At 58.2% G+C, this 22,055-nt stretch carries 19 protein-coding genes; 5 read left to right on the forward strand and 14 right to left on the reverse strand.

The genetic code is table 11. The features are described 5' to 3' along the window. Positions 1 to 135: 135 nt before the first annotated feature. From nuoF to ACZRMO_RS19360, 13 genes are all read right to left on the reverse strand, one after another. Positions 136 to 1,491: an NADH-quinone oxidoreductase subunit NuoF gene (nuoF, locus tag ACZRMO_RS19300; protein ID WP_105698604.1), complete on the reverse strand. Its 1,356-nt coding sequence runs from the start codon at positions 1,489 to 1,491 to the stop codon at positions 136 to 138. Beyond that, on the reverse strand, positions 1,488 to 1,985 hold the full coding sequence (gene nuoE / locus ACZRMO_RS19305) for an NADH-quinone oxidoreductase subunit NuoE (RefSeq protein WP_017737149.1): 498 nt from the start codon (positions 1,983 to 1,985) through the stop codon (positions 1,488 to 1,490). Before nuoE ends, nuoF begins: the two co-directional genes overlap by 4 nt. Before the next feature lie 2 nt (positions 1,986 to 1,987). Further along, a complete protein-coding gene (gene nuoC, locus ACZRMO_RS19310; protein ID WP_207043773.1) occupies positions 1,988 to 3,772 on the reverse strand; it encodes an NADH-quinone oxidoreductase subunit C/D in 1,785 nt (594 codons plus the stop codon). Between the two features lie 73 nt (positions 3,773 to 3,845). Beyond that, positions 3,846 to 4,520: a NuoB/complex I 20 kDa subunit family protein gene (locus tag ACZRMO_RS19315; protein ID WP_016975544.1), complete on the reverse strand. Its 675-nt coding sequence runs from the start codon at positions 4,518 to 4,520 to the stop codon at positions 3,846 to 3,848. A 10-nt stretch (positions 4,521 to 4,530) separates the two neighbouring features. After that, a complete protein-coding gene (locus ACZRMO_RS19320; protein WP_003219575.1) occupies positions 4,531 to 4,944 on the reverse strand; it encodes an NADH-quinone oxidoreductase subunit A in 414 nt (137 codons plus the stop codon). A gap of 659 nt (positions 4,945 to 5,603) precedes the next feature. Continuing rightward, positions 5,604 to 6,929, reverse strand: a complete 1,326-nt coding sequence (gene aceA / locus ACZRMO_RS19325) for an isocitrate lyase (RefSeq protein WP_017737152.1) — start codon at positions 6,927 to 6,929, stop codon at positions 5,604 to 5,606. A gap of 504 nt (positions 6,930 to 7,433) precedes the next feature. Next, positions 7,434 to 8,171 (reverse strand): secretin N-terminal domain-containing protein, encoded by a 738-nt coding sequence (locus ACZRMO_RS19330; RefSeq protein ID WP_463973893.1) that lies wholly within the window; start codon positions 8,169 to 8,171, stop codon positions 7,434 to 7,436. A 231-nt stretch (positions 8,172 to 8,402) separates the two neighbouring features. After that, the gene (locus ACZRMO_RS19335) at positions 8,403 to 8,825 is read right to left on the reverse strand and encodes a GNAT family N-acetyltransferase (protein ID WP_463973894.1); all 423 of its coding nucleotides are present in this window, start codon (positions 8,823 to 8,825) and stop codon (positions 8,403 to 8,405) included. Beyond that, positions 8,818 to 9,984: a ribosomal protein uL16 3-hydroxylase gene (locus ACZRMO_RS19340; protein WP_463973895.1), complete on the reverse strand. Its 1,167-nt coding sequence runs from the start codon at positions 9,982 to 9,984 to the stop codon at positions 8,818 to 8,820. Before ACZRMO_RS19340 ends, ACZRMO_RS19335 begins: the two co-directional genes overlap by 8 nt. An 84-nt stretch (positions 9,985 to 10,068) precedes the next feature. Further along, entirely contained in the window at positions 10,069 to 11,439 is a 1,371-nt protein-coding gene (purB, locus tag ACZRMO_RS19345) for an adenylosuccinate lyase (RefSeq protein WP_463973896.1), read from the reverse strand. A 124-nt stretch (positions 11,440 to 11,563) separates the two neighbouring features. Further along, the gene (gene hflD / locus ACZRMO_RS19350) at positions 11,564 to 12,187 is read right to left on the reverse strand and encodes a high frequency lysogenization protein HflD (RefSeq protein ID WP_017737157.1); all 624 of its coding nucleotides are present in this window, start codon (positions 12,185 to 12,187) and stop codon (positions 11,564 to 11,566) included. Continuing rightward, a complete protein-coding gene (gene mnmA, locus ACZRMO_RS19355; RefSeq protein ID WP_124527873.1) occupies positions 12,184 to 13,308 on the reverse strand; it encodes a tRNA 2-thiouridine(34) synthase MnmA in 1,125 nt (374 codons plus the stop codon). Before mnmA ends, hflD begins: the two co-directional genes overlap by 4 nt. Before the next feature lie 59 nt (positions 13,309 to 13,367). Beyond that, complete coding sequence (locus tag ACZRMO_RS19360) at positions 13,368 to 13,814, reverse strand: NUDIX hydrolase (protein ID WP_463973897.1); 447 nt, start codon at positions 13,812 to 13,814, stop codon at positions 13,368 to 13,370. 171 nt (positions 13,815 to 13,985) lie between these two features. Between ACZRMO_RS19360 and ACZRMO_RS19365 the strand changes: the two genes are divergently transcribed. The 5 genes from ACZRMO_RS19365 to ACZRMO_RS19385 all read left to right on the forward strand — a co-directional run bounded on the left by ACZRMO_RS19365 (position 13,986) and on the right by ACZRMO_RS19385 (position 19,610). Beyond that, positions 13,986 to 14,963, forward strand: coding sequence for a DMT family transporter (locus ACZRMO_RS19365; protein WP_463973898.1), 978 nt, complete (start codon positions 13,986 to 13,988; stop codon positions 14,961 to 14,963). Positions 14,964 to 15,002: 39 nt separating this feature from the next. Continuing rightward, on the forward strand, positions 15,003 to 15,446 hold the full coding sequence (locus tag ACZRMO_RS19370) for a cupin domain-containing protein (protein WP_463973899.1): 444 nt from the start codon (positions 15,003 to 15,005) through the stop codon (positions 15,444 to 15,446). Next, positions 15,443 to 16,966: an acyl CoA:acetate/3-ketoacid CoA transferase gene (locus tag ACZRMO_RS19375; RefSeq protein ID WP_463973900.1), complete on the forward strand. Its 1,524-nt coding sequence runs from the start codon at positions 15,443 to 15,445 to the stop codon at positions 16,964 to 16,966. Before ACZRMO_RS19370 ends, ACZRMO_RS19375 begins: the two co-directional genes overlap by 4 nt. Before the next feature lie 202 nt (positions 16,967 to 17,168). Continuing rightward, the gene (locus ACZRMO_RS19380; RefSeq protein ID WP_463973901.1) at positions 17,169 to 18,590 is read left to right on the forward strand and encodes an FAD/NAD(P)-binding protein; all 1,422 of its coding nucleotides are present in this window, start codon (positions 17,169 to 17,171) and stop codon (positions 18,588 to 18,590) included. A gap of 141 nt (positions 18,591 to 18,731) precedes the next feature. Then, positions 18,732 to 19,610, forward strand: a complete 879-nt coding sequence (locus tag ACZRMO_RS19385) for a LysR family transcriptional regulator (RefSeq protein ID WP_463973902.1) — start codon at positions 18,732 to 18,734, stop codon at positions 19,608 to 19,610. A 61-nt stretch (positions 19,611 to 19,671) separates the two neighbouring features. Here the strand turns inward: ACZRMO_RS19385 and ACZRMO_RS19390 are convergent, their stop codons facing one another. Beyond that, positions 19,672 to 21,897 carry an NADP-dependent isocitrate dehydrogenase gene (locus ACZRMO_RS19390; RefSeq protein ID WP_463973903.1) on the reverse strand — a complete coding sequence of 742 codons (2,226 nt, stop codon included), beginning with the start codon at positions 21,895 to 21,897 and terminating at the stop codon, positions 19,672 to 19,674. Between the last annotated feature and the right edge of the window lie 158 nt (positions 21,898 to 22,055).

Genomic DNA, 22,055 nt, shown 5'->3' on the forward strand with positions numbered 1-22,055 from the left:
GGTTCAAAGTTCTTCGTTGGCCCGTTGTCAGCGGGCGTGGCTAATGGAATCTTGTTATTCATGTGCATCTACACAGCCGTTAAGGCGTCAGCACATGAGAAAGCGAAGGGCACGGACCCTTCGCTTCTTTAAGCGTTACGCGCCGACTACGATCGGCCTCGCCAGAGGCGGGACGGCGGCGCTGGTAGGCGCGATGCCGGCTTCGAACTCCGAGCGGAAGTATTTGATGGCACTGCCCAATGGCTCCACGGCGCCCGGTGCGTGAGCACAGAAGGTCTTGCCTGGGCCGAGGAAGCCGACCAGACCCAGCAGGGTCTCGATGTCACCCTCGCGGCCTTCGCCTTTTTCCAGGGCCATCAGCAGCTTCACGCTCCACGGCAAACCGTCGCGGCATGGGGTGCAGAAGCCGCAGGATTCGCGGGCAAAGAACTGTTCCATGTTGCGCAGCAGCGAGACCATGTTCACGGTGTTGTCCACCGCCATCGCCAGGCCAGTACCCATGCGGGTGCCCACCTTGCCGATGCCGCCGGCATACATTTGTGCGTCGAGGTGCTCGGGCAACAGGAAGCCAGTACCGGCGCCGCCTGGCTGCCAGGCTTTCAAGGTGTAACCGTCGCGCATGCCGCCGGCGTAGTCCTCGAACAGCTCGCGTGCGGTCACGCCGAACGGCAGTTCCCACAGGCCAGGGTTCTTGACCTTGCCGGAGAAGCCCATGAGCTTGGTGCCCATGTCTTCACTGCCTTCACGGGCCAACGATTTGTACCAGTCCACGCCGTCGGCGATGATCGCCGGCACGTTGCACAGGGTTTCGACGTTGTTCACGCAAGTCGGCTTGCCCCACACGCCCACGGCGGCAGGGAAGGGCGGCTTGGAGCGCGGGTTGGCGCGGCGGCCTTCGAGGGAGTTGATCAGTGCGGTTTCTTCACCGCAGATATAACGCCCGGCGCCGGTGTGCACGAACAGTTCGAAGTCGAAACCCGAACCGAGGATATTCTTGCCCAGCAGGCCTGCTGCCTTGGCTTCTTCCACGGCACGGTTGAGGTGCTTGGCGGCGGTGGTGTACTCGCCACGCAGGAAGATATAGCCACGGTAGGTTTTCAGCGCGCGGGCGCTGATGAGCATGCCTTCGATCAGCAGATGGGGCAGTTGCTCCATCAGCATGCGGTCTTTCCAGGTGTTCGGCTCCATTTCATCCGCGTTGCACAGCAGGTAGCGGATGTTGATGGATTCGTCCTTGGGCATCAGGCCCCACTTAACGCCAGTGGGGAAGCCTGCACCGCCGCGGCCTTTGAGGCCGGCGTCTTTCACGGTCTGGACGATATCGTCCTGGGCCATGTCGGCGAAGGCTTTGCGCGCCGCCGCGTAACCGTTCTTGGCCTGGTACTCGTCGAGCCATACCGGCTCGGCATCGTCACGCAGGCGCCAGGTCAGCGGGTGGGTTTCAGGCGAACGCTTGATCAGGTTGGCCGGGCCGAAAGATGTAAGGGTCATGGGTAGCCCTCGAGCAATTGGGTCACGCCAGCTGCCTGCACGTCACCGAATGTGTCGTCGTCGATCATCAACGCCGGCGCCTTGTCGCAGTTGCCCAGGCAGCACACCGGCAGCAGGGTGAAACGCCCGTCTGCAGTGGTCTGGCCGAGGCCGATGCCCAGTTTGGTCTGGATCGCGTCGACCACTTTCTCGTGGCCACCGATGTAGCAGACCATGCTGTCGCACACGCGAATGATGTGGCGGCCCACTGGCTGGCGGAAGATCTGGCTGTAGAACGTGGCCACGCCTTCAACGTCGCTGGCAGGGATGCCGAGGATCTCGCCGATGGCGTAGAGGGCGCCGTCCGGCACCCAGCCACGTTCCTTCTGGACGATCTTCAAGGCTTCGATCGACGCCGCGCGCGGGTCTTCGTAGTGATGCAGCTCGTGCTCGATGGCCGAGCGCTCGGTTTCACTCAAGGTGAAACGGTCTGTCTGGATAAGCGTGCTGTTCATGCTTAGCGGTCCACGTCGGCCATAACGAAATCGATACTACCCAGGTACGCAATCAAGTCCGCGACCATCTCGCCTTTGATCACCGAAGGGATCTGCTGCAAGTGTGGGAAGCTTGGAGTACGAATCCGGGTGCGGTAGCTCATGGTGCCGCCATCGCTCGTCAGGTAATAACTGTTGATACCCTTGGTCGCTTCAATCATCTGGAAGGATTCGTTGGCCGGCATGACCGGGCCCCACGAAACCTGCAGGAAGTGCGTGATCAGGGTTTCGATGTGCTGCAGGGTGCGCTCTTTCGGCGGCGGCGTGGTCAGCGGGTGATCCGCCTTGTACGGGCCGGCCGGCATGTTGCGCATGCACTGCTCGATGATCTTCAGGCTCTGGCGCATTTCTTCGACGCGCACGATGCAACGGTCGTAGGCATCGCCATTGGCCGCCAGCGGTACTTCGAATTCGAAGTTCTCGTAGCCGGAGTACGGGCGCGCCTTACGCAGGTCGAAATCGCAACCGGTGGAACGCAGGCCTGCACCGGTGACGCCCCATTCCAGGGCCTCTTTGGTGTTGTAGGCGGCGACGCCGATGGTCCGACCCTTGAGGATGCTGTTGTCCAGCGCGGCCTTTTGGTACTCGTCCAGACGCTTGGGCATCCAGTCGATGAATTCCTTGACCAGGCGCTCCCAGCCGTTCGGCAGGTCGTGGGCCACGCCGCCGATGCGATACCAGGCCGGGTGCAGGCGGAAACCGGTGATGGCTTCGATGACCTTGTAGGCGCGTTGACGGTCGGTGAAGGTGAAGAACACCGGGGTCATGGCGCCGACGTCCTGGATATAGGTACCCAGGAACAGCAGGTGGCTGGTGATGCGGAAGAATTCGGCCATCATGATGCGGATGGTGTCGACGCGGTCCGGTACCTTGATGCCGGCCAGCTTCTCGACCGAGAGCACGTACGGCAGGTTGTTCATCACGCCGCCGAGGTAGTCGATACGGTCGGTGTACGGGATGAAGCTGTGCCACGACTGGCGCTCGGCCATCTTCTCGGCACCACGGTGGTGGTAGCCGATGTCCGGCACGCAGTCGACGATTTCTTCGCCGTCCAGTTGCAGGATGATACGGAAGGCACCGTGAGCCGAAGGGTGGTTCGGGCCCAGGTTGAGGAACATGTAGTCCTCGTTGGTGCCGGAGCGTTTCATGCCCCAGTCTTCCGGACGGAAGCGCGCGGCTTCTTCTTCAAGCTGTTGCTTGGCGAGGTTAAGGCTGAACGGGTCGAATTCGGTGGCGCGGGCAGGGAAGTCCTTGCGCAGCGGGTGACCTTCCCACGTTGGCGGCATCATGATGCGCGTCAGGTGCGGGTGGCCCGGGAAGTCGATACCGAACATGTCCCAGACTTCACGCTCGTACCAGCTGGCGTTCGGCCAGATACCGGTGACGGTCGGCACGCTCAGGTCGCCTTCGGACAACGCGACCTTGATCATCACGTCGCTGTTACGTTCGATCGACATCAGGTGGTAGAACACGGTGAAGTCGGCGCCGCTCGGCAGCCCTTGACGCTTGGTGCGCAGACGCTCGTCCACGCCATGCAGGTCATAGAGCATGACGTACGGCTTGGGCAGGTTACGCAGGAAGGTCAGGACTTCGACGAGCTTGGCGCGCGCCACCCACAGCACCGGCATACCGGTGCGCGTGGCCTGGGCGGTGAAGGCGTCAGGGCCAAAACGGTTATTGAGTTCGACGACCACATCCTGGTCGTCTGCCTTATAAGGCGGGATGTACAGAGCGCTGCCTGTAGTCATGGTTTTTTTATCGCTTTCGGTCAACGTAAAGAATGAAGCCAGGTTTTCGTTCTATAAAAGAAGCGGGGCTGGATCAGACTTCGTCGGGGCTGCGCAGGTTGGTCACTGCGATTCGCTGTTCGCGGCGCTCTTCCTTTTGCGAAGGCATCTCGGCGCGGTAAACGCCTTGATCGCCGACGACCCAGGAAAGCGGGCGACGCTCCTTGCCAATCGATTCCTGCAACAGCATCAAGCCTTGCAAGAACGCTTCAGGGCGGGGCGGGCAGCCAGGCACGTAGACGTCCACGGGCAGGAACTTGTCCACCCCTTGGACAACGGAGTAGATGTCGTACATGCCACCGGAGTTGGCGCACGAACCCATGGAGATAACCCACTTCGGCTCGAGCATTTGCTCGTAGAGACGCTGGATGATCGGCGCCATCTTGATGAAGCAGGTGCCGGCGATAACCATGAAATCCGCCTGGCGCGGTGATGCCCGGATAACTTCGGCGCCGAAGCGTGCGATGTCATGGGGCGCCGTGAAGGCAGTGGTCATTTCCACGTAGCAGCACGAAAGGCCGAAGTTGTACGGCCACAGGGAGTTTTTACGCCCCCAGTTGACCGCGCCACTCAGCACGTCTTCCAGCTTGCCCATGTAGATGTTTTTGTGGACTTGATCTTCTAACGGATCGGAGACGGTTTCCCGTTCGCCGATAGGGTACTGATCGTTAGGAGCATCCGGGTCGATCCTGGTGAGATTGTATTGCATCGCCAAAGCCTCATTGTTTCAGCTTCGCTTGCCGCTTACGACGAGCTTCCGGTGCCCAGTCAAGGGCGCCCACTCGGAATAGGTAGACAAGGCCTGCCAACAGAATTGCTATGAAAACGAGAGCTTCGACGAATCCGGTCCAGCCGCTTTCGCGGACGGACACAGACCAGGCAAAGAGAAAGAGGGCTTCGATATCGAAGATCACGAACAGCATCGCGACCAGATAGAATTTGGCTGAGAGCCGCAAGCGGGCGCCACCTGTAGGTAGCATGCCGGACTCGAACGGTTCGTTTTTGCTGCGGCCCCAGGCTTTTGACCCGAGGAGGCTGGAGACGCCAAGCATGAAGGCGCAAAGGCCGACAACACCGAGAAGGAAAATGGCAAAGCCCCAGTTGTGGGCCATGAGTCCTGTCGCTTCGGTCATGCTGGAAGTCCTTAACAGAGAGCAAGGGTCTCTGAGCTTAAAAAAGTAACGATGCAGTGACGATATGTCGCACTGCAATCAATCGCGGTGATTTTATGGCTAAACACCGGGCAAGTAAAATTCCTATGGCGAAATTATTCGATGGAATAAGGACATAGTGCACCTCGATGGGGCTGTAACCCTTGTGTAGCGGGCATTAGCGGGCATTTAATCAAATGTGTTTTGTTTAAGCTGTAACGAAGTTTTCATGCGCCAAATGATAATGAATATTGTTTGCGTAGGGTTTAAGCGAATGTTTCGCGTGTGGCGGGGGAAGTTGTCGTTACTTGCTTGATTGCGGCTTAGTTGTTGACGGGGATCTTTTAACCGATTTGCTCACAGCGAATACCGCTCTGGATCAATGTTTTGCGCAAAAAAAACCTGACTGAATGCATTCCCCTTGTGGGAGCGGGCTTGCTCGCGAATGCGGTGTGTCAGTCACTGATGGGCTAATTGACCCACCGCATTCGCGAGCAAGCCCGCTCCCACATTTTGATCTTCATTGTGTCAGGAGGTTTTCCATCGCCCAAAAAAAACGCCCCGAACAGGTCGGGGCGTGATTTTTTTGCGGCACTGCGGTTAGGTCTTCCTTGGGGCCGCAGTGGCCGTGTACGCGGTGCTTAGTGGAACTGCTCTTCTTCGGTCGAACCGGTCAGCGCGGTCACGGACGAGGAGCCGCCCTGGATCACGGTGGTCATGTCGTCGAAGTAGCCGGTGCCCACTTCCTGCTGGTGCGCCACGAAGGTGTAGCCTTTGGCGGCGTCAGCGAATTCCTGCTCTTGCAGCTTCACGTAGGCGGTCATGTCGTTGCGGGCGTAGTCGTGCGCCAGGTTGAACATGCTGTGCCACATGTTGTGAATGCCGGCCAGGGTGATGAACTGGTGCTTGTAGCCCATGGCGGACAGTTCGCGCTGGAACTTGGCGATGGTCGCGTCGTCCAGGTTCTTCTTCCAGTTGAAAGAAGGCGAGCAGTTGTAGGACAGCAGCTGGTCCGGGTATTCCTTCTTGATCGCCTCGGCGAAGCGACGGGCTTCGTCCAGGTCTGGCTTGGCGGTTTCGCACCAGATCAGGTCGGCGTACGGCGCGTAGGCCAGGCCGCGGGCGATGGCCTGGTCGAGACCGGCGCGCACCTTGTAGAAGCCTTCCTGGGTACGTTCGCCAGTGACGAACGGCTGGTCGTACGGATCGCAATCCGAAGTCAGCAGGTCAGCAGCGTTGGCATCGGTACGGGCCAGGATGATGGTCGGTGTACCAGCAACGTCAGCCGCCAAGCGTGCAGCGGTGAGCTTTTGTACGGCTTCCTGGGTTGGCACCAGTACTTTGCCGCCCATGTGGCCGCATTTCTTCACCGAAGCCAGTTGGTCTTCGAAGTGCACGCCGGCAGCGCCTGCCTCGATCATGCTCTTCATCAGCTCGTAGGCGTTCAGTACACCGCCGAAACCAGCCTCGGCGTCAGCCACGATTGGCGCGAAGTAGTCGATGTAGCCAGCGTCGCCTGGGTTCTTGCCGGCTTTCCACTGGATCTGGTCGGCACGACGGAACGAGTTGTTGATGCGCTTGACCACGGTTGGAACCGAGTCCACCGGGTACAGCGACTGGTCGGGGTACATGGATTCAGCGGAGTTGTTATCCGCTGCCACTTGCCAGCCGGACAGGTAGATCGCCTGGATGCCGGCTTTTACCTGTTGGACTGCCTGGCCGCCAGTGAGGGCGCCCATGCAGTTGACGAAATCTTTGTCGGGACGGAAGGACGGCTTGGCACCTTGGGTCACCAGGTTCCACAGCTTCTCGGCGCCGAGTTTTGCAAAGGTGTGCTCCGGTTGAACCGAGCCACGCAGGCGGACGACGTCAGCAGCGGAATAAGCGCGGGTCACGCCTTTCCAGCGTGGGTTTTCAGCCCAGTCTTTCTCGAGGGCTGCAATTTGCTGTTCGCGTGTCAGTGCCATGGGAGTAAACCTCGTCGCGTCTTCTTGTGAAAAAACAGTTTGGGAAGATCCGTTTTCCAGCCATGCAATCAATGCATAGGCAGGGCTGCTCGCTGACCAGAAGCTTAGGCGGTCATGTCGGGTTTGGCGGGGAATGCGACGGGATGAACGAATGGCGAGAGGAGGAGTTGAGCAGGTAGGGGCAAACTGCGGGCGGTCTTCGGGCGTCGTGGGCCTTTGTACGATCCATCAGTGTGTAGCCGGGTTACCTGGTTAGCTTCCGTCCCTCGGGACAACTTCGTTCCAGTCGCAACCTCGTCAAACACACCTTGTGGGCGGTACAGACACGGATCGGCTCAGATGGGTGGCTTAGAGCGCGATCCGAAGGCCCTTGCCAGGGCCCCTGATTAGCGGGAGCGAGGCCATCATGCCCATGCTTTTTTGGCTCGTCAAATGTTTTGTAGTGCTTATTTTCAAGCACTACATCTTTAGTCTAAGACGACTCATCAGTCAGTTTTTGGTGCTTCAGTTCAGGGTGTCGACCTTGACCCGTAAAGTCAGGTCATCGCGGCCCTGAGTAGAGTAGGTGCGGGTTCCAGCGGATTTGTCGGCCTGTGTCTCGCGGTTGATGCCGGCCAGGGGGATCCATTCGCCCAGGCGGCCGCTGACGGTTGTGTCGGTGCTTTGCACGTTCACTACATCGGGACGTTCCTGGCTCATGCGGTCACGGTTGGTACTGATGGCCAGGTGAACGGTCTCGCCGGTGACGCTTGCGGTCACGTAAAAGCCCTGGGTCACGTTGCGGTATTGGGTCTGGTTCTGCGGGCGGCCGTAGGCGTCCGGTTGGGTGGTGGTCAGCGGCACGCTCTGGCCGACCTGGATCAGCGCAGGCACGCCTTCGCTGGCCTGGATCTGCTGCACGCCGCCGTCGCGGCTGGCGGTGCCGTAGCTGATGATGCGGGTCTGGTTGTCGCCGCTGTTCTGCTGGTTGTTCTCGTTGGTGTCGACGGTGATCAGCAGGCGCTTGGCCGGGGTGTCTAGTTGCGCGAGCAGGGCGCGCAGGTCCTGGATCTTGCCGGGGTCAGCGTTGACAATCAGCTGGTTACCGTAGGCGCTGACGGTGCCGTCCTTGCCGATGAAGTTCTGCGCGACGGGCAGCAGGTCGGCGCTGGTGCGGTTGCTCAGGTTGACCACTTCGGTATCGGCCATGGCCGTGGCGCTGGTGGCCAGCAGGAGGGCGGTGAGCAGGGTGCGTAGGGACATGTCCGTTATCTCTGCGAGTCATTTAGGCTTGATAGTGCCAGTTTGTCGGCCTGGCGGGGTGCAAGTTGAGTCGTAGACGGCAAAATGCCCTGGCAGGGCAGGGCATTTGTGGTGGTGCTGAAATAGCCTTCGCGAGCAAGCCCGCTCCCACAGTTGGCTGAGTGCATCCCTTGGAATGCGGTCAAAATGTGGGAGCGGGCTTGCTCGCGAAAGGCGCGACTCGGTCTTGGATCAGTCCCCGCGCACCATATCTACATGCGGGATCCCGACTTCAAGAAACTCATCGCTGACGATCTTGAAACCCAGCCGCTCATAGAACGGCGCTGCATACACCTGCGCGCTGAGGAACTGCTTGGCCTGGCCACGCTTCTCGGCCACGCCGATCACCGCGTCCATCAGCTTGTCGCCGACTTTAAGCCCGCGCCAATCCTTGAGCACCGACACGCGCCCGATCTCGCCGCTGGGCAGCAGGCGAGCGGTGCCAATCGGAAAGTCGCCTTCGAACGCGAGGAAATGCACTGCGTCAGCGTCGTCTGCATCCCATTCCAGCTCTGGGGGTACCGATTGCTCAGCGATAAACACCGCTTCACGAATGCGCCGTATCTCGGCGATATCCTTTTGCCAGTCCGCGACACTTACGTGAATCTTATTCATCAGCAAACCCCAGGCTTCCTTGCTTGACCAGTTCGCACAGCAGATCGCGGCCGTCTTCGTCCGCCAGCCATGGGCCGAGGTTTTCGGCGTGCAGGGCATCGGCGGCGCAGATCAGCTTCAGCAGTTCGCGCAGCTTGCCCGGCAGGTAACGGCTCTGGCCGCTGGCGAACAGCAGGACGTCGTCATCCACTTCCGACCAGGCCATGCGCGCGCTTGGGTTGCGCACCAGGATCGCGCCATCTTGCAGGGCGCCGAGGAAGTCCTCCTCGCCCAGTTCTTCGCCGGCCACCAGTTCCGGGTAGCGCGGTTCAGTCATGAACTGGCCGAACCAGGTCAGCAGCATGCGCTCGTCGCTCATGTGCTCGGCCAGCAGGCTCTTCAGGCGGTCGAGGGCGTCGCTCTGGATCTGGTGCGGGTCGCTGACCGGCTGGGCGTCGGCGTCGGTGTAGCGCTCTTCGTCGGTCAGGTACTGGGCGAGGAAGTCGGTGAAGTGGGTCAGCACTTCGGCGGCGCTCGGTGCGCGGAAGCCTACGGAGTAGGTCATGCAATCGTCTTCGGCGATACCGAAGTGGGCCAGGCGCGGTGGCAGGTAGAGCATGTCGCCCGGCTCCAGCACCCATTCGGCGCTTTCTTCGAATTCGGCGAGGATGCGCAGGTCGGCGTGTTGCAGCAGCGGGCTTTCGGAGTTGCACATCTGGCCGATTTTCCAGTTGCGCTTGCCTTGGGCTTGCAGCAGGAACACATCGTAGTTGTCGAAGTGCGGACCCACGCTGCCGCCCGGTGCGGCAAAGCTGATCATCACGTCGTCGATACGCCAGCTTGGCAGGAAGCGGAACTGTTCCAGCAGCTCGGCGACTTCCGGCACGAATTGGTCGACGGCTTGTACCAGCAGGGTCCACTCACGCTCAGGCAGGGCGCCGAACGCATCTTCGGCGAACGGGCCGCGACGCAACTCCCACGGACGTTCGCCGTGTTCGATCACCAGGCGCGACTCGACTTCTTCTTCCAGGGCCAGGCCGGCCAGTTCGTCGGCGTCGATCGGGCTTTCGAAATCAGGGATGGCCTGGCGGATCAGCAGTGGTTTTTTCTGCCAGTAGTCGCGCAGGAATTCCCGTGCCGTGATGCCGCCCAGAAGTTGAAGAGGGATGTCAGGATTCATGTGTAACCTATTGAAAGAAAGCACTTTTCAGACTGGAATAAAAACGCCCGGCGCGGCCGGGCGTCTCAAAGGGTCTTGCGATGATCAGATGCGCTTGGCTTGCTCTACAGCGTTGCCGATGTAGTTGGCCGGGGTGAGCTGTTTCAGCTCGGCCTTGGCCGCGGCTGGCATGTCCAGGCCGTCGATGAAAGTTTGCAGCGCCTCAGGGCTGATGCCCTTGCCGCGCGTCAATTCTTTCAGCTTCTCGTACGGGTTTTCGATGTTGTAGCGGCGCATCACGGTCTGGATCGGCTCGGCCAAGACTTCCCAGCATGCGTCGAGGTCAGCGGCGATCTTCTGCGCGTTGAGCTCCAGCTTGCTGATGCCTTTGAGGCTGGCTTCGTACGCGATCACGCTATGGGCAAAGCCCACGCCGAGGTTGCGAAGTACGGTGGAGTCGGTCAGGTCGCGCTGCCAGCGGGAGATCGGCAATTTGCTGGCCAGGTGCTGGAACAGCGCGTTGGCGATGCCGAGGTTGCCTTCGGAGTTTTCGAAGTCGATCGGGTTGACCTTGTGCGGCATGGTCGACGAACCGATTTCACCGGCAATGGTGCGCTGCTTGAAGTAGCCCAGGGAGATGTAGCCCCAGATATCGCGATCGAAGTCGATCAGGATGGTGTTGAAGCGCGCAATGGCGTCGAACAGCTCGGCGATGTAGTCGTGGGGTTCGATCTGCGTGGTGTACGGGTTGAAACCCAGGCCCAGCTCATCTTCGATGAAGGCGCGGGCGTTTTCTTCCCAGTCGATCTCAGGGTAGGCCGAGAGGTGTGCGTTGTAGTTGCCCACGGCGCCGTTGATCTTGCCCAGCAGCGGGACGGCCGCGACTTGAGCGATCTGACGCTCCAGGCGGTACACCACGTTGGCCAGTTCTTTACCCAGGGTGGTCGGCGAAGCCGGCTGGCCGTGGGTGCGCGACAGCATCGGCACGTCGGCGAAGCGGATCGCCAGTTCGCGGATGGCGTTGGCGGTCTGGCGCATCAGCGGCAGCATCACGTCATCACGGCCTTCGCGCAGCATCAGGGCGTGGGACAGGTTGTTGATGTCCTCGCTGGTGCAGGCAAAGTGGATGAACTCGCTGACCTGGGCCAGTTCCGGCAGCTTGGCCGCTTGCTCTTTGAGCAGGTACTCGATGGCTTTTACGTCGTGGTTGGTGGTGCGCTCGATCTCTTTCACACGCTCGGCGTGCTCCAGGGAGAAGTTTTCCGCCAGGGTGTTGAGCACAGCGTTGGCTTCGGCGGAAAACGCCGGCACTTCGCTGATGGCGGGGTGAGCGGCCAGGCGCTGGAGCCAGCGCACTTCAACCAGAACACGAGCACGGATCAAGCCGTATTCGCTGAAAATAGGGCGCAGGGCCTGGGTTTTGCCGGCGTAGCGGCCGTCAACAGGGGAAACCGCAGTGAGCGAAGAGAGCTGCATGGGGTGTTCTCGGACAGTCGGGCAACGAAATGGGGCGCGTATCATACATGAAAAAATCCGCCGGTCCGTCGCCAACTGACCGGCGTATTACGCGTAACGCTTGAAAAAATGCGGTTGCTGCGACTTATTCGTTGCGCATCAACGGGTAAAGCTCTTTGAGCAATTTGCGTCGGCTGATGACCAACTGCCAACGATGGCCGCCCAACTGCCGCCACAACCGCGCCGAACGAATGCCGGCCAGGAGCAGGGCGCGGATTTTCGAGGCATTGTTTGGTTGTTGCAGGTTGCGCATGTCGCCGTGGACCTGGATCCGCTGACGCAAGGTGCTCAAGGTGTCTTGGTAAAGTGCACCGCAGGCGGCGATCACGTTTTCGTGGGCCGGGCCGAAGTGTTCCACCTGGGATTGAATCTGTGGCAGACGCTTGCCGATGACTTCCAGCATGTCCTCGCGCTTGGCCAGTTGTCGTTCCAGGCCAAGCATCGACAGGGCGTAGCGCAATGGCTCGCGCTGCAAGGTGCTGGGGTCGCGCTCCAGGGCGCCGATCAGTGCGCGGTAGCCTTCACGCAGGGCGATATCGTCGCCGCCGTAGACTTCCAGGGTGTCCTTGGGGTCGCGGATCAGCAGGCTGCCGAGCATGCAGGTCAGGCCCGCCTCGGTGACCTGGCCGGTCTTGGCGATCTTGTCCACCAGGACGGCGGCGAGGAAAACCCCGCCCAGCGCCGTCAATTGCTCCTGGGTCGGGCTCATGCCGTCTGGCTCCAGGCTTCGGCGATTTCAATCACGCCGCCGCCCAGGCAGATTTCGCCGTCGTAGAACACCACGGACTGACCAGGAGTGACCGCGCGTTGCGGGTCATCAAAGGTGGCGCGATAGCCGGTAGCGGTCTTTTCCAGCGTGCACGGCTGGTCGCTCTGGCGGTAGCGCACCTTGGCCGTCAGGCGGCGTGGGGTGCTCAGGTCGATCGGGTTGACCCAATAGATTTCCGAAGCCAGCAGGGCGCCGGAGAACAACAGCGGATGCTCGTTGCCCTGGCCGACGATCAGCTCGTTGTTTTCCAGGTCCTTGACCAGCACGTACCACGGCTCTTCACCGGCGTCTTTCAAACCGCCGATGCCCAGGCCCTGGCGTTGGCCGATGGTGTGGTACATCAGGCCATGGTGGCGGCCGATGACTTCACCGTCGGTGGTCTTGATCTCGCCCGGTTGCGCCGGCAGGTATTGCTTGAGGAAGTCGCTGAAGCGGCGCTCGCCGATAAAGCAGATCCCGGTGGAGTCTTTCTTCTTGGCCGTGGCCAGGCCGTGCTTTTCGGCGATCTTGCGCACTTCGGGCTTTTCCAGTTCGCCCACCGGGAACAGGGTCTTGGCGATCTGTTCGCCGCCGACGGCGTGCAGGAAGTAGCTCTGGTCCTTGTTCGGGTCCAGGCCTTTAAGCAGTTCGGTGCGGCCATCGATGTCGCGGCGGCGCACGTAGTGGCCGGTGGCGATCAGGTCGGCGCCAAGCATCATGGCGTAGTCAAGGAACGCCTTGAACTTGATCTCACGGTTGCACAGGATATCCGGGTTCGGCGTGCGGCCGGCCTTGTACTCGGCCAGGAAGTGCTCGAACACGTTGTCCCAGTACTCGGCGGCGAAGTTGGCGGTGTGCAGCTTGATGCCGATCTTGTCGCACACGGCCTGGGCGTCCGCCAGGTCGTCCATGGCGGTGCAATATTCCGTTCCATCGTCTTCTTCCCAGTTCTTCATGAACAGGCCTTCCACCTCATAACCCTGCTCCATGAGCAGAACGGCGGAAACGGAAGAATCCACGCCGCCGGACATGCCGACGATGACGCGCTTCTTTTGTGTGTCAGAAGGGGCTGGATCACGCATAGGGTTTCAACGGGTGTCTTGAAAAAGGACGCGATTCTATCAGGCTCGGGCCTTCAAGGCTAAAGAGAAGGGCGGATCAATTCGAGGCTGTGGTGCTGGCCGGCCAAATAATCATCGATACAGCGGATGATCAGCTCGCTGCGCCAGTCCTCGCGCACGGCCAGCAGCTCGTCGCGGGTCAGCCAGCGGGCGCGGAGGATGCCTTCGTCGAGTTGATAGTCCGGGTGGTGTTTCAGCGCCTTGGCGATGAAGCAGACTCTTTGATAAGTCACGCCATTGCTGGGGGCGGTGTACAGGTAGATGCCGACAATGCCGGTGGCTTCGACGTCCCAGCCGGTTTCTTCGAGGGTTTCGCGGATAGCGGCTTCGGTGAGGGTTTCATGCGGATCGAGGTGGCCGGCCGGCTGGTTGAGCACGGCGCGGCCGTTTTTCAGTTCTTCGACCATAAGGAAGCGGCCGTTGTCTTCGACGATGGTGGCGACGGTGATGTGGGGTTGCCAGGTCATAAGCGGCCTCAAGGATGATGTGGCTGGAGAAACTCGGTCAATGTGGGAGCTGGTTTGCCTGCGATGGCTGTCTGTCAGTTGGCACAGTTGCAACTGACCCACCGCTATCGCAGGCAAGCCAGCTCCCACATTTGATTGGGTTTCTTCAATGAGTTTGCATAAGCAATCTGCATGATGAGCCTGACATTTTATGATTTTACGGATGCCAGGGCGTGGCGCAGTTTACCTCTTCAAGCCAATTTGGAGAGTGTCATGAGTCCGGTTGCCCACAAAAGCTACGAAGTACGCCTCACCTCGCCGCTACCCATTGCCTTCATTCTGCTGTGGAGCTCCGGTTACATCGGCGGCGCGTTCGGCGTCCGTTATGGCGAGCCGTTCACCATGACGTTCTATCGATTTGCCCTGGCGGCGCTGGTTTTCCTGGGAGTTGCACTTGCGATTAAAGCTGAATGGCCGAAAAAGCTGACGCCTTACCTTCACGCTGCTGCAGTTGGGCTGCTTCTGCAGGCGTTGCAGTTCGGTGGCTTGTACACCGGCATTAGTCAGGGCGTTCCAGCAGGGCAAGCCGCCTTGATTGTTGGGTTGATGCCGGTATTTGTCGTGATCGGTGCTTATTGCTTTTTAGGTGAGCAATTGAGTTGGCGCGACCTGCCGGGGTCCATCCTGGGCGTCGGCGGTGTGGTCATTGTCGTAGCCAGCAGCCTGTCCGGCTCCGAGGCGTCATTGGGCGGGTACGGCGCAGTGGGCCTGGCATTGCTAGGTATCACGCTCGGCACGCTCTATCAGAAGCGCTTTCTAGGTGGCGTGAACCTGTGGGTGGGCTGCTTCATTCAAATGGTTGTCGCGTCGCTGGTTATGTTGCTTCTGGCCTACACCACCGAAACCATGCGCGTGACTGAGTGGGCACCATTTGCAGCATCGGTGGCCTGGATCACGTTGATGAATTCAGTTGGGGCGTTGACGCTGCTGTATTTGATGATTCGACGGGGCGAGGCAAGTAAGGCGACTAACTTGTTTCATGTTATTCCGGCGGTCACACAGATTATGGCGTCGCTAGTGTTGGGGGAAGTGCCGAGTACGGTTGCGATTGTGGGGTTTGTTGTTTCGGCGGTTGGGGTTTATTTGATGAATCATGCCCGCGCGAAATGATTGATAAACAGTTCATTCGTGACAAGACGGAGAACGGTCATGCATACGATAGGCAGTGGCGAAATATTTGACATTCAGATGAGTGAGTTAGGCGGTGGATTATCTACCGACGATCTTGAGAATTTAAAGTTTGAGCCTTATCAAATTGATGGTCGGGAGGGCGTTTCGATATTTTATCTGTATGACGCCCGGCAAAATGCGCAAGGGCCCGCCGCAGCTTTGGTCCGTTACAAGGCGGGGGCCTTTACCCCAAGACATATGCACTTGGGGTGGGAGTTGATTTTAGTATTAAAGGGTGAGCTGCTTGATGATAGGGGGCTTCATACAGAGGGCGTGTTGCAGATTTATCCGCCCGGTTCTTCGCATGAACTCTGTTCGATGACAGGTTGTACGTTCCTGGTTGTTTGGGAGCAACCCGTTCAGGTTGTCACGTCACCTGAAGACAGTGCAGGCGCTGCCTCAACTCATGAGGCCGACATATGAAAGTCATTAGCGAGCAACAAGCGGCGGACTTGATCGAAGACGGTTGGACAATCATCCCCGGTGGCTTTGGAAGTTGCGGGCATCCAGATGGTCTCACGCGTGCAATCAGTGAGCGTTTCAAGGGTGAAGGGCGGCCGCGCCAAATTGGTCTGCTCTTTGCATCGGCCTCAGGGGATCTTGAGGGGCGAGGTGTCGATCTATTTGCTAAGCCAGGGCTGGTGGCCAGGGCGATTGGCGGTTTTTGGGGGTTGGTTCCGCGACTGGGTGAGATGGCGCGGCGCGGCGAAATAGAGGCGCATAACTGGCCGCAGGGTGTTATCAGCCAGCTCTTTCGTGCCATCGCAGCCAAAAAGCCCGGGGTAATATCGAACATCGGGCTCAATACTTTCGTTGATCCTAATAATGAAGGGGGCTGTTTGAATGATCGAGGGCGCGGCCCGCTTGTTCAAAGAGTTGATATCGCGGGGGCGACAACACTTTTCTATCCCGCGCTTGACGTTAATTGTGCGTTGTTGAGAGGTACCTGTTGCGATCCTGATGGAAATATCTCAATGGAGAGGGAGGTTTCTTATAGTGACTCACTCGCGCAGGCTATGGCTGTTAAAAATTGCGGCGGCACCGTAATCGTGCAAGTTGAAACCTTGGTAGGGCGGCATGAGATAGAGCCACAACATGTAAAGATTCCAGGTGTATTAGTAGACTACGTCACCGTGTCTCGCCCCGGAGAACATCCTCAAACCTATGCCGAAGTCTATAATTCCGAATTCATATGTCCGGGAGTTCAGACACCTGATAGGGGGGCAATATCCTGTGCCGAGCGGATCATTGCCAAACGCGCGCTACAGGAAATTCGCCAGCAAAACGCTCAAGTAGTCAATCTCGGTATTGGTATGCCCACGGTTATTGGTCGAGTGGCTGAAGAGAATGGTTGTCCGGGGAGCGAGGTCTTTACTGTTGAGTCTGGAGTTGTGGGTGGTAGGCCTGCTTTCGGATTGTCGTTTGGAGCCAGCTATCGACCGAGTGCTGTGATCGAGCAGGCAGCCTTGTTTGATTTTTATGAAGGCGGCGGCATTGATGTGGCGTGCTTGGGTTTTGCTGAAGTTGATGCCGCTGGCAATGTCAATGTCTCGCAGTTTGGCAGCAAGTTGCAGGGTGCTGGCGGTTTTATAAACATCTCACAGTCCGCGCGCTTCATTATATTTTGCGGAACTTTAACCGCTGCTGGGCTGAATGTCGAAATGGGTCCAGAAGGGCTGCAAATTGTCCAGGAAGGGCGCGTCAAGAAGTTTGTACGCCATGTTTCGCACCTGACATTTAACGGTGGCTACGCTAAGTTGTTGCGTCAGCGCGTAATGTTTGTGACGGAACGCGCTGTTTTTTCGTTGCGTGATGGAGTTATTTATTTGGATGAGGTCGCGCCGGGTATTGATATCGCGCGGGATATTGTACCGTGCATCGAAGGCGGATTTGTTATCTCGGCTAATTGCAAGCGCATGAAGGGCGATGTTTTTTTAATTTAGGTAAGCGGGTTGTTGTGGCGTTTGAAGTTGGATGGCGTTGTGAGGTGTTAGCGGGGTGATCAATTCGATTTAAGGGAGGCTGTTATGTCAAATAGCGTGATTACAATCATCGGCGGTGGCGCATCGAGCGTTGCGTTTATCTACTCGTTGCTGGAGGGTCTCGGCAGGTCGGGTTGTTACTCGAGTGTCTCTTTGTTTTTAATTGACAGGCAGTCTCAATGTGGGCGGGGGGCTCGCCTATTCAGAGGACTGCATCACGAATATTTTAAATACTCGGGCTGAGTTCATTTCGCCTTTCGCCGATCAGCCTGGGCATTTCTATAAATGGTTATCGAATAATCGGGAGATTTGGGAGGATGACTTTCCAGGTATTGAATTATTGCCTCAGTCCTTTCTACCCCGTCCGCTGTTTGGGCTTTATCTTGCGCATATGATTCGGTGGTTGGTTAATAGGGCAGTGGCACTCGGCTGTCAATTGATTCAGGTTCATGATGAGGCGGTCAGCCTGAGTTTTGCGCACGACGGGAAAGTGGTGGTTTTAACCAGAGGAAATCTTTCCTTTCCAAGTGATCACGTGGTACTCAGTTGCGGTAATGCCCGAAGTCTGGAGTATCGGCATCTGGAGGCTTCAGAGGGTTTTTTCAACAGTCCTTACCCTCTAAGGCGTACATGTCGCTTGATTCCAAAGCATGCAAGTGTAGCCATTGTTGGCTCAAGGCTCAGTGCCATCGATACATTGATCGGGCTCACCACTAATGGGCACGTGGGGCCAATCACATTGCATTCGCGTACCGGGGCGTTGCCCTGTGTTCGTGGGACCCAGGCACGCTATAAGCCGAAAATTCTGACGCCTGAGACGGTCAAGTCTTGCATTTCTAGGTGTGGGGTGGTCCGACTTGAAGATGTGATGCGTTGGACGTTGCAGGAGTTGGCTTTAGGTGGAGAGGCTATTGGCGCCATTGATTGGTCATCCAAGTGCGCCCAGAAGCCTGCTATTGAGTTCCTGGGCGATGAAATCGAACAGGCAAAATATCCCAGATTTTGGCAGTCAGTACTTTATTCTACCAATGCGGTACTTGATTTGATTTGGCCAGCAATGCCTGATGAGGACAGGCGTAGATTTTTAGGTTATTCAAGTTGGTGGATGATCTACCGCGTTTCCATTCCGGTTGAGAATGCAGTAAAAATAAAGGTGTTACTTGAGGCGGAACAATTGTCAATCCTCAAGGTTGAGCTTAAAGCGGTGGAGTGTGACGGGAGGTTTACCTTGGTAGTAGATAATTGTTCAGGTATTCGTCGCTGCGAGTATGACGCAGTGGTTATTGCGACTGGTACGCCTCGTGACGTCAAAATGTTCGACAACCCTATTGTGCAAAATATGCTTCATCAGGGCCTCGCCAGTGTTGATCCCTTCGGGGGTGTCAGGGTTTCTGCTGAAACAGGCGGACTGATTAATCAGCTAGGTTATGTGGACGACAGAATTACAGTGCTAGGTGAGCTCACGAGCGGCGCATTCTTTTTTACCAGTGCGTTGGAAATCAATTCCCGTCATTCGGCGAGGCGAGCTAACGACGTCCTATCGAGGCTGTCACTTGTTCGTTCAGGGTCGCGTTTGTTTGCATAGGGTTTAGGAGGAATTACAGGAGTACACGTTAAGTTTGATCTTCCTACGCGAGTAACATTTCTACCTAGCCGAACAGTCAGTTGTAAGTGTTGCAGGGAATTGCCACACTCCCAAGCGTTATTCCTCGGTGGGTGGTGTGTCATGAGGGTCAATCTTGATGTTCAGTCCTTGCGCAGTTTTATCAAGGTGGGTGAAACCAAGAGCTTTACGCGCGCTGCGCAAGCATTGAGTTTGACTCAGCCCGCGATCAGTCAGCAGATCAGGCGTCTCGAGGACTTGCTGGGTGTCGAGCTCTTCGTAAGGGAAAGGCGTCAGGTGCTGCTTACCCTGGATGGGGAAAAGCTATTTGGCTACGCCAAGGATATTGTTGCTTGCAACGACAAGATAGGCGGGCTGTTTGAAAAGGAAAAAAGAAGAGAAACAGTCGTACTGGGTATGCCTGAGCATTTTTGTGAGCGTGTGCTACCGCATATCATTTCCAATATGGCCATCCAGTTTCCATCTACGCAGTTGGTGGTAAAGGTCGCAAGGTCTGGCGTGTTGTTGGAGGCCGTAAATGACGGTGAGATCGACTTATGTCTGGTTATAGATGAGCTGGGTATTGCGAGCGAGCCGCCTTGGCATACGTTATCTGTTAAATGGTTTGGCAGTGCGCAGGTCGGCTTAGGTGATGATTTGAAAGATGTGCCCTTGGTGTTGTTCAAGCCCCCTTGTGGATTCCGCAGTTTGGCGATCAGGAGTCTTGAGGCGTGCGGGCTAAAATGGCACTGCGTCTATGAATCGGAAGACTTGATGTCATTGCGCTCTGCGGTGCAAGCGGGTGTGGGGGTGACGTTGCTGCCTTATGTTGCGCAGGTGCTGGGTTTGAGAAGCCTCGAGGGTGTTTCCAGCCTGCCGAGGCTGCCCGAGTTTGCCGTGATGCTAAGGGAGCGAGCAGGTTGGAATCCCGGCTGTCGTCAGCAGATGCTGGACTTGATCCGCACAGCATGGGCTTCTGAGTATATCGATGGCCCACTTTGATTAAGGCCTGAAAACACAAACCCCGGCACATGGCCGGGGTTTGTGATGTCACCTTACAACCTTACTTCAACTTGGCAATCGCCGCATTGAGGGTGTTGCTTGGGCGCATGGCTTTGCTGGTCAGCTCCGGGCTCGGCGCGTAGTAGCCGCCGATGTCCACTGGCTTGCCCTGTACTGCGTTGAGTTCGGCAACAATGGTTGCTTCGTTCGCGGTCAGGGTTTCGGCCAGTTCGCCGAACTGCGCTTGCAGTGCAGTGTCTTCAGCTTGGGCAGCCAGGGCTTGTGCCCAGTACAGCGCCAGGTAGAAGTGGCTGCCGCGGTTGTCGATGTTGCCGACTTTGCGCGATGGCGACTTGTTGTTGTCGAGGAACTGGCCAGTGGCCTGGTCCAGGGTCTTGGACAGTACCAGGGCTTTCGGGTTGTTGTACGTCACACCCAAATGCTCAAGGGAGGCCGCCAGGGCCAGGAACTCGCCCAGGGAATCCCAGCGCAGGAAGTTTTCTTCCACCAGCTGCTGCACGTGTTTCGGCGCCGAACCACCGGCGCCGGTTTCGAACAGGCCACCGCCGTTCATCAGCGGCACGATGGACAGCATCTTGGCGCTGGTGCCCAGTTCCATGATCGGGAACAGGTCGGTCAGGTAGTCGCGCAGTACGTTGCCGGTCACCGAGATGGTGTCCAGGCCCTTGCGGGTGCGCTCCAGGGTGAACTTCATCGCATCGACCGGGGCCATGATGCGGATGTCCAGGCCTTCGGTGTTGTGGTCTTTCAGGTAGGCCTGAACTTTCTCGACCACGACGCCGTCGTGCGCACGCTTAGGGTCCAGCCAGAAGATCGCTGGGGTGTTGCTGGCGCGGGCACGGTTGACGGCCAGTTTGACCCAGTCCTGGATCGGCGCGTCTTTGGTCTGGCACATGCGGAAGATGTCGCCGGCTTCGACTGCTTGTTCCATCAGCAGGTTGCCCTTGCTGTCGGTGACGCGGACTACGCCGTCAACCTTGATCTGGAAGGTCTTGTCGTGGGAACCGTACTCTTCGGCTTTCTTCGCCATCAGGCCAACGTTTGGCACGCTGCCCATGGTGGTTGGGTCGAACGCGCCATTGGCCTTGCAGTCTTCGATGACGGCTTGGTAGATGGTGGCGTAGCAGCGATCCGGGATCACGGCCTTGGTGTCGTGCAGCTGGCCGTCGGTGCCCCACATCTTGCCGGAGTCACGGATCATGGCTGGCATCGAGGCGTCGACGATGACGTCGCTCGGCACGTGCAGGTTGGTGATGCCTTTGTCGGAGTTGACCATCGCCAGGGAAGGGCGAGCGGCGTAGACCGCCTGGATGTCAGCTTCGATCTGCGCTTGCTGGTCGGCCGGCAGGGCCTTGATGCGAGCGTACAGGTCGCCGATGCCGTTGTTCAGGTTGAAGCCGATCTGCTCCAGCACGACAGCGTGCTTGGCCAGGGCGTCTTTATAGAACTCGGCAACGATCTGGCCGAACATGATCGGGTCGGAGACCTTCATCATGGTGGCTTTCAGGTGGACCGACAGCAGCACGCCTTGTTTCTTGGCGTCTTCGATTTCGGCGGCGATGAAGCTGCGCAGGGCTTTCTTGCTCAGTACGGCGCTGTCGATGATCTCGCCGGCCTGTACCGAAGTCTTTTCCTTCAGGACAGTGGCGGTGCCGTCCTGGGCGATCAGTTCGATCTTCACGGCGTCAGCGGCTTCGATCTGTACGGCTTTTTCGCTGCCGTAGAAGTCGCCGTTGTTCATGTGCGCGATGTGCGACTTGGAGTCGGCAGCCCAGGCGCCCATCTTGTGCGGGTGCTTGCGTGCGTAGTTCTTGACCGACAGCGGTGCGCGGCGGTCGGAGTTGCCTTCGCGCAGTACCGGGTTCACGGCGCTGCCCTTGACCTTGTCGTAACGTGCACGGGTTTCTTTTTCCGCGTCGGTGGTTACGGTTTCCGGGTAGTCCGGCAGGGCGTAGCCATGGGCCTGCAGTTCCTTGATCGCGGCTTGCAGCTGCGGGGTCGAGGCGCTGATGTTAGGCAGCTTGATGATGTTGGCTTCAGGCGTAACGGCCAGGTCGCCCAGTTCGGCGAGGTGGTCCGGGATAGCCTTGGCGCCCAGTTGCTCGGGGAAGCTTGCGAGGATGCGCGCGGCGAGGGAGATGTCGCGGGTTTCCACGGCAATATCAGCGGAAGCGGTGAAGGCCTCTACGATAGGCAGCAGTGAATAGGTGGCGAGGGCCGGGGCTTCGTCGGTGAAGGTGTAGATGATCTTCGAGCGGGTGGGCATATTCGGATTAACTCTCTTCTTTGCTGAAAGCGTGCGCAGAAACTCGAGATGCGCCGGGTGGAGCGCGTTCGTTCAAAGTCATCCATGAGCGAAATGTCGAGGTTTCTTCGCGGTGATGTTGGGTTGCATCAGTCGAGCGTCAAGCGGGTGGACTATTG

Source organism: Pseudomonas sp. B611 (genome assembly GCF_055407965.1).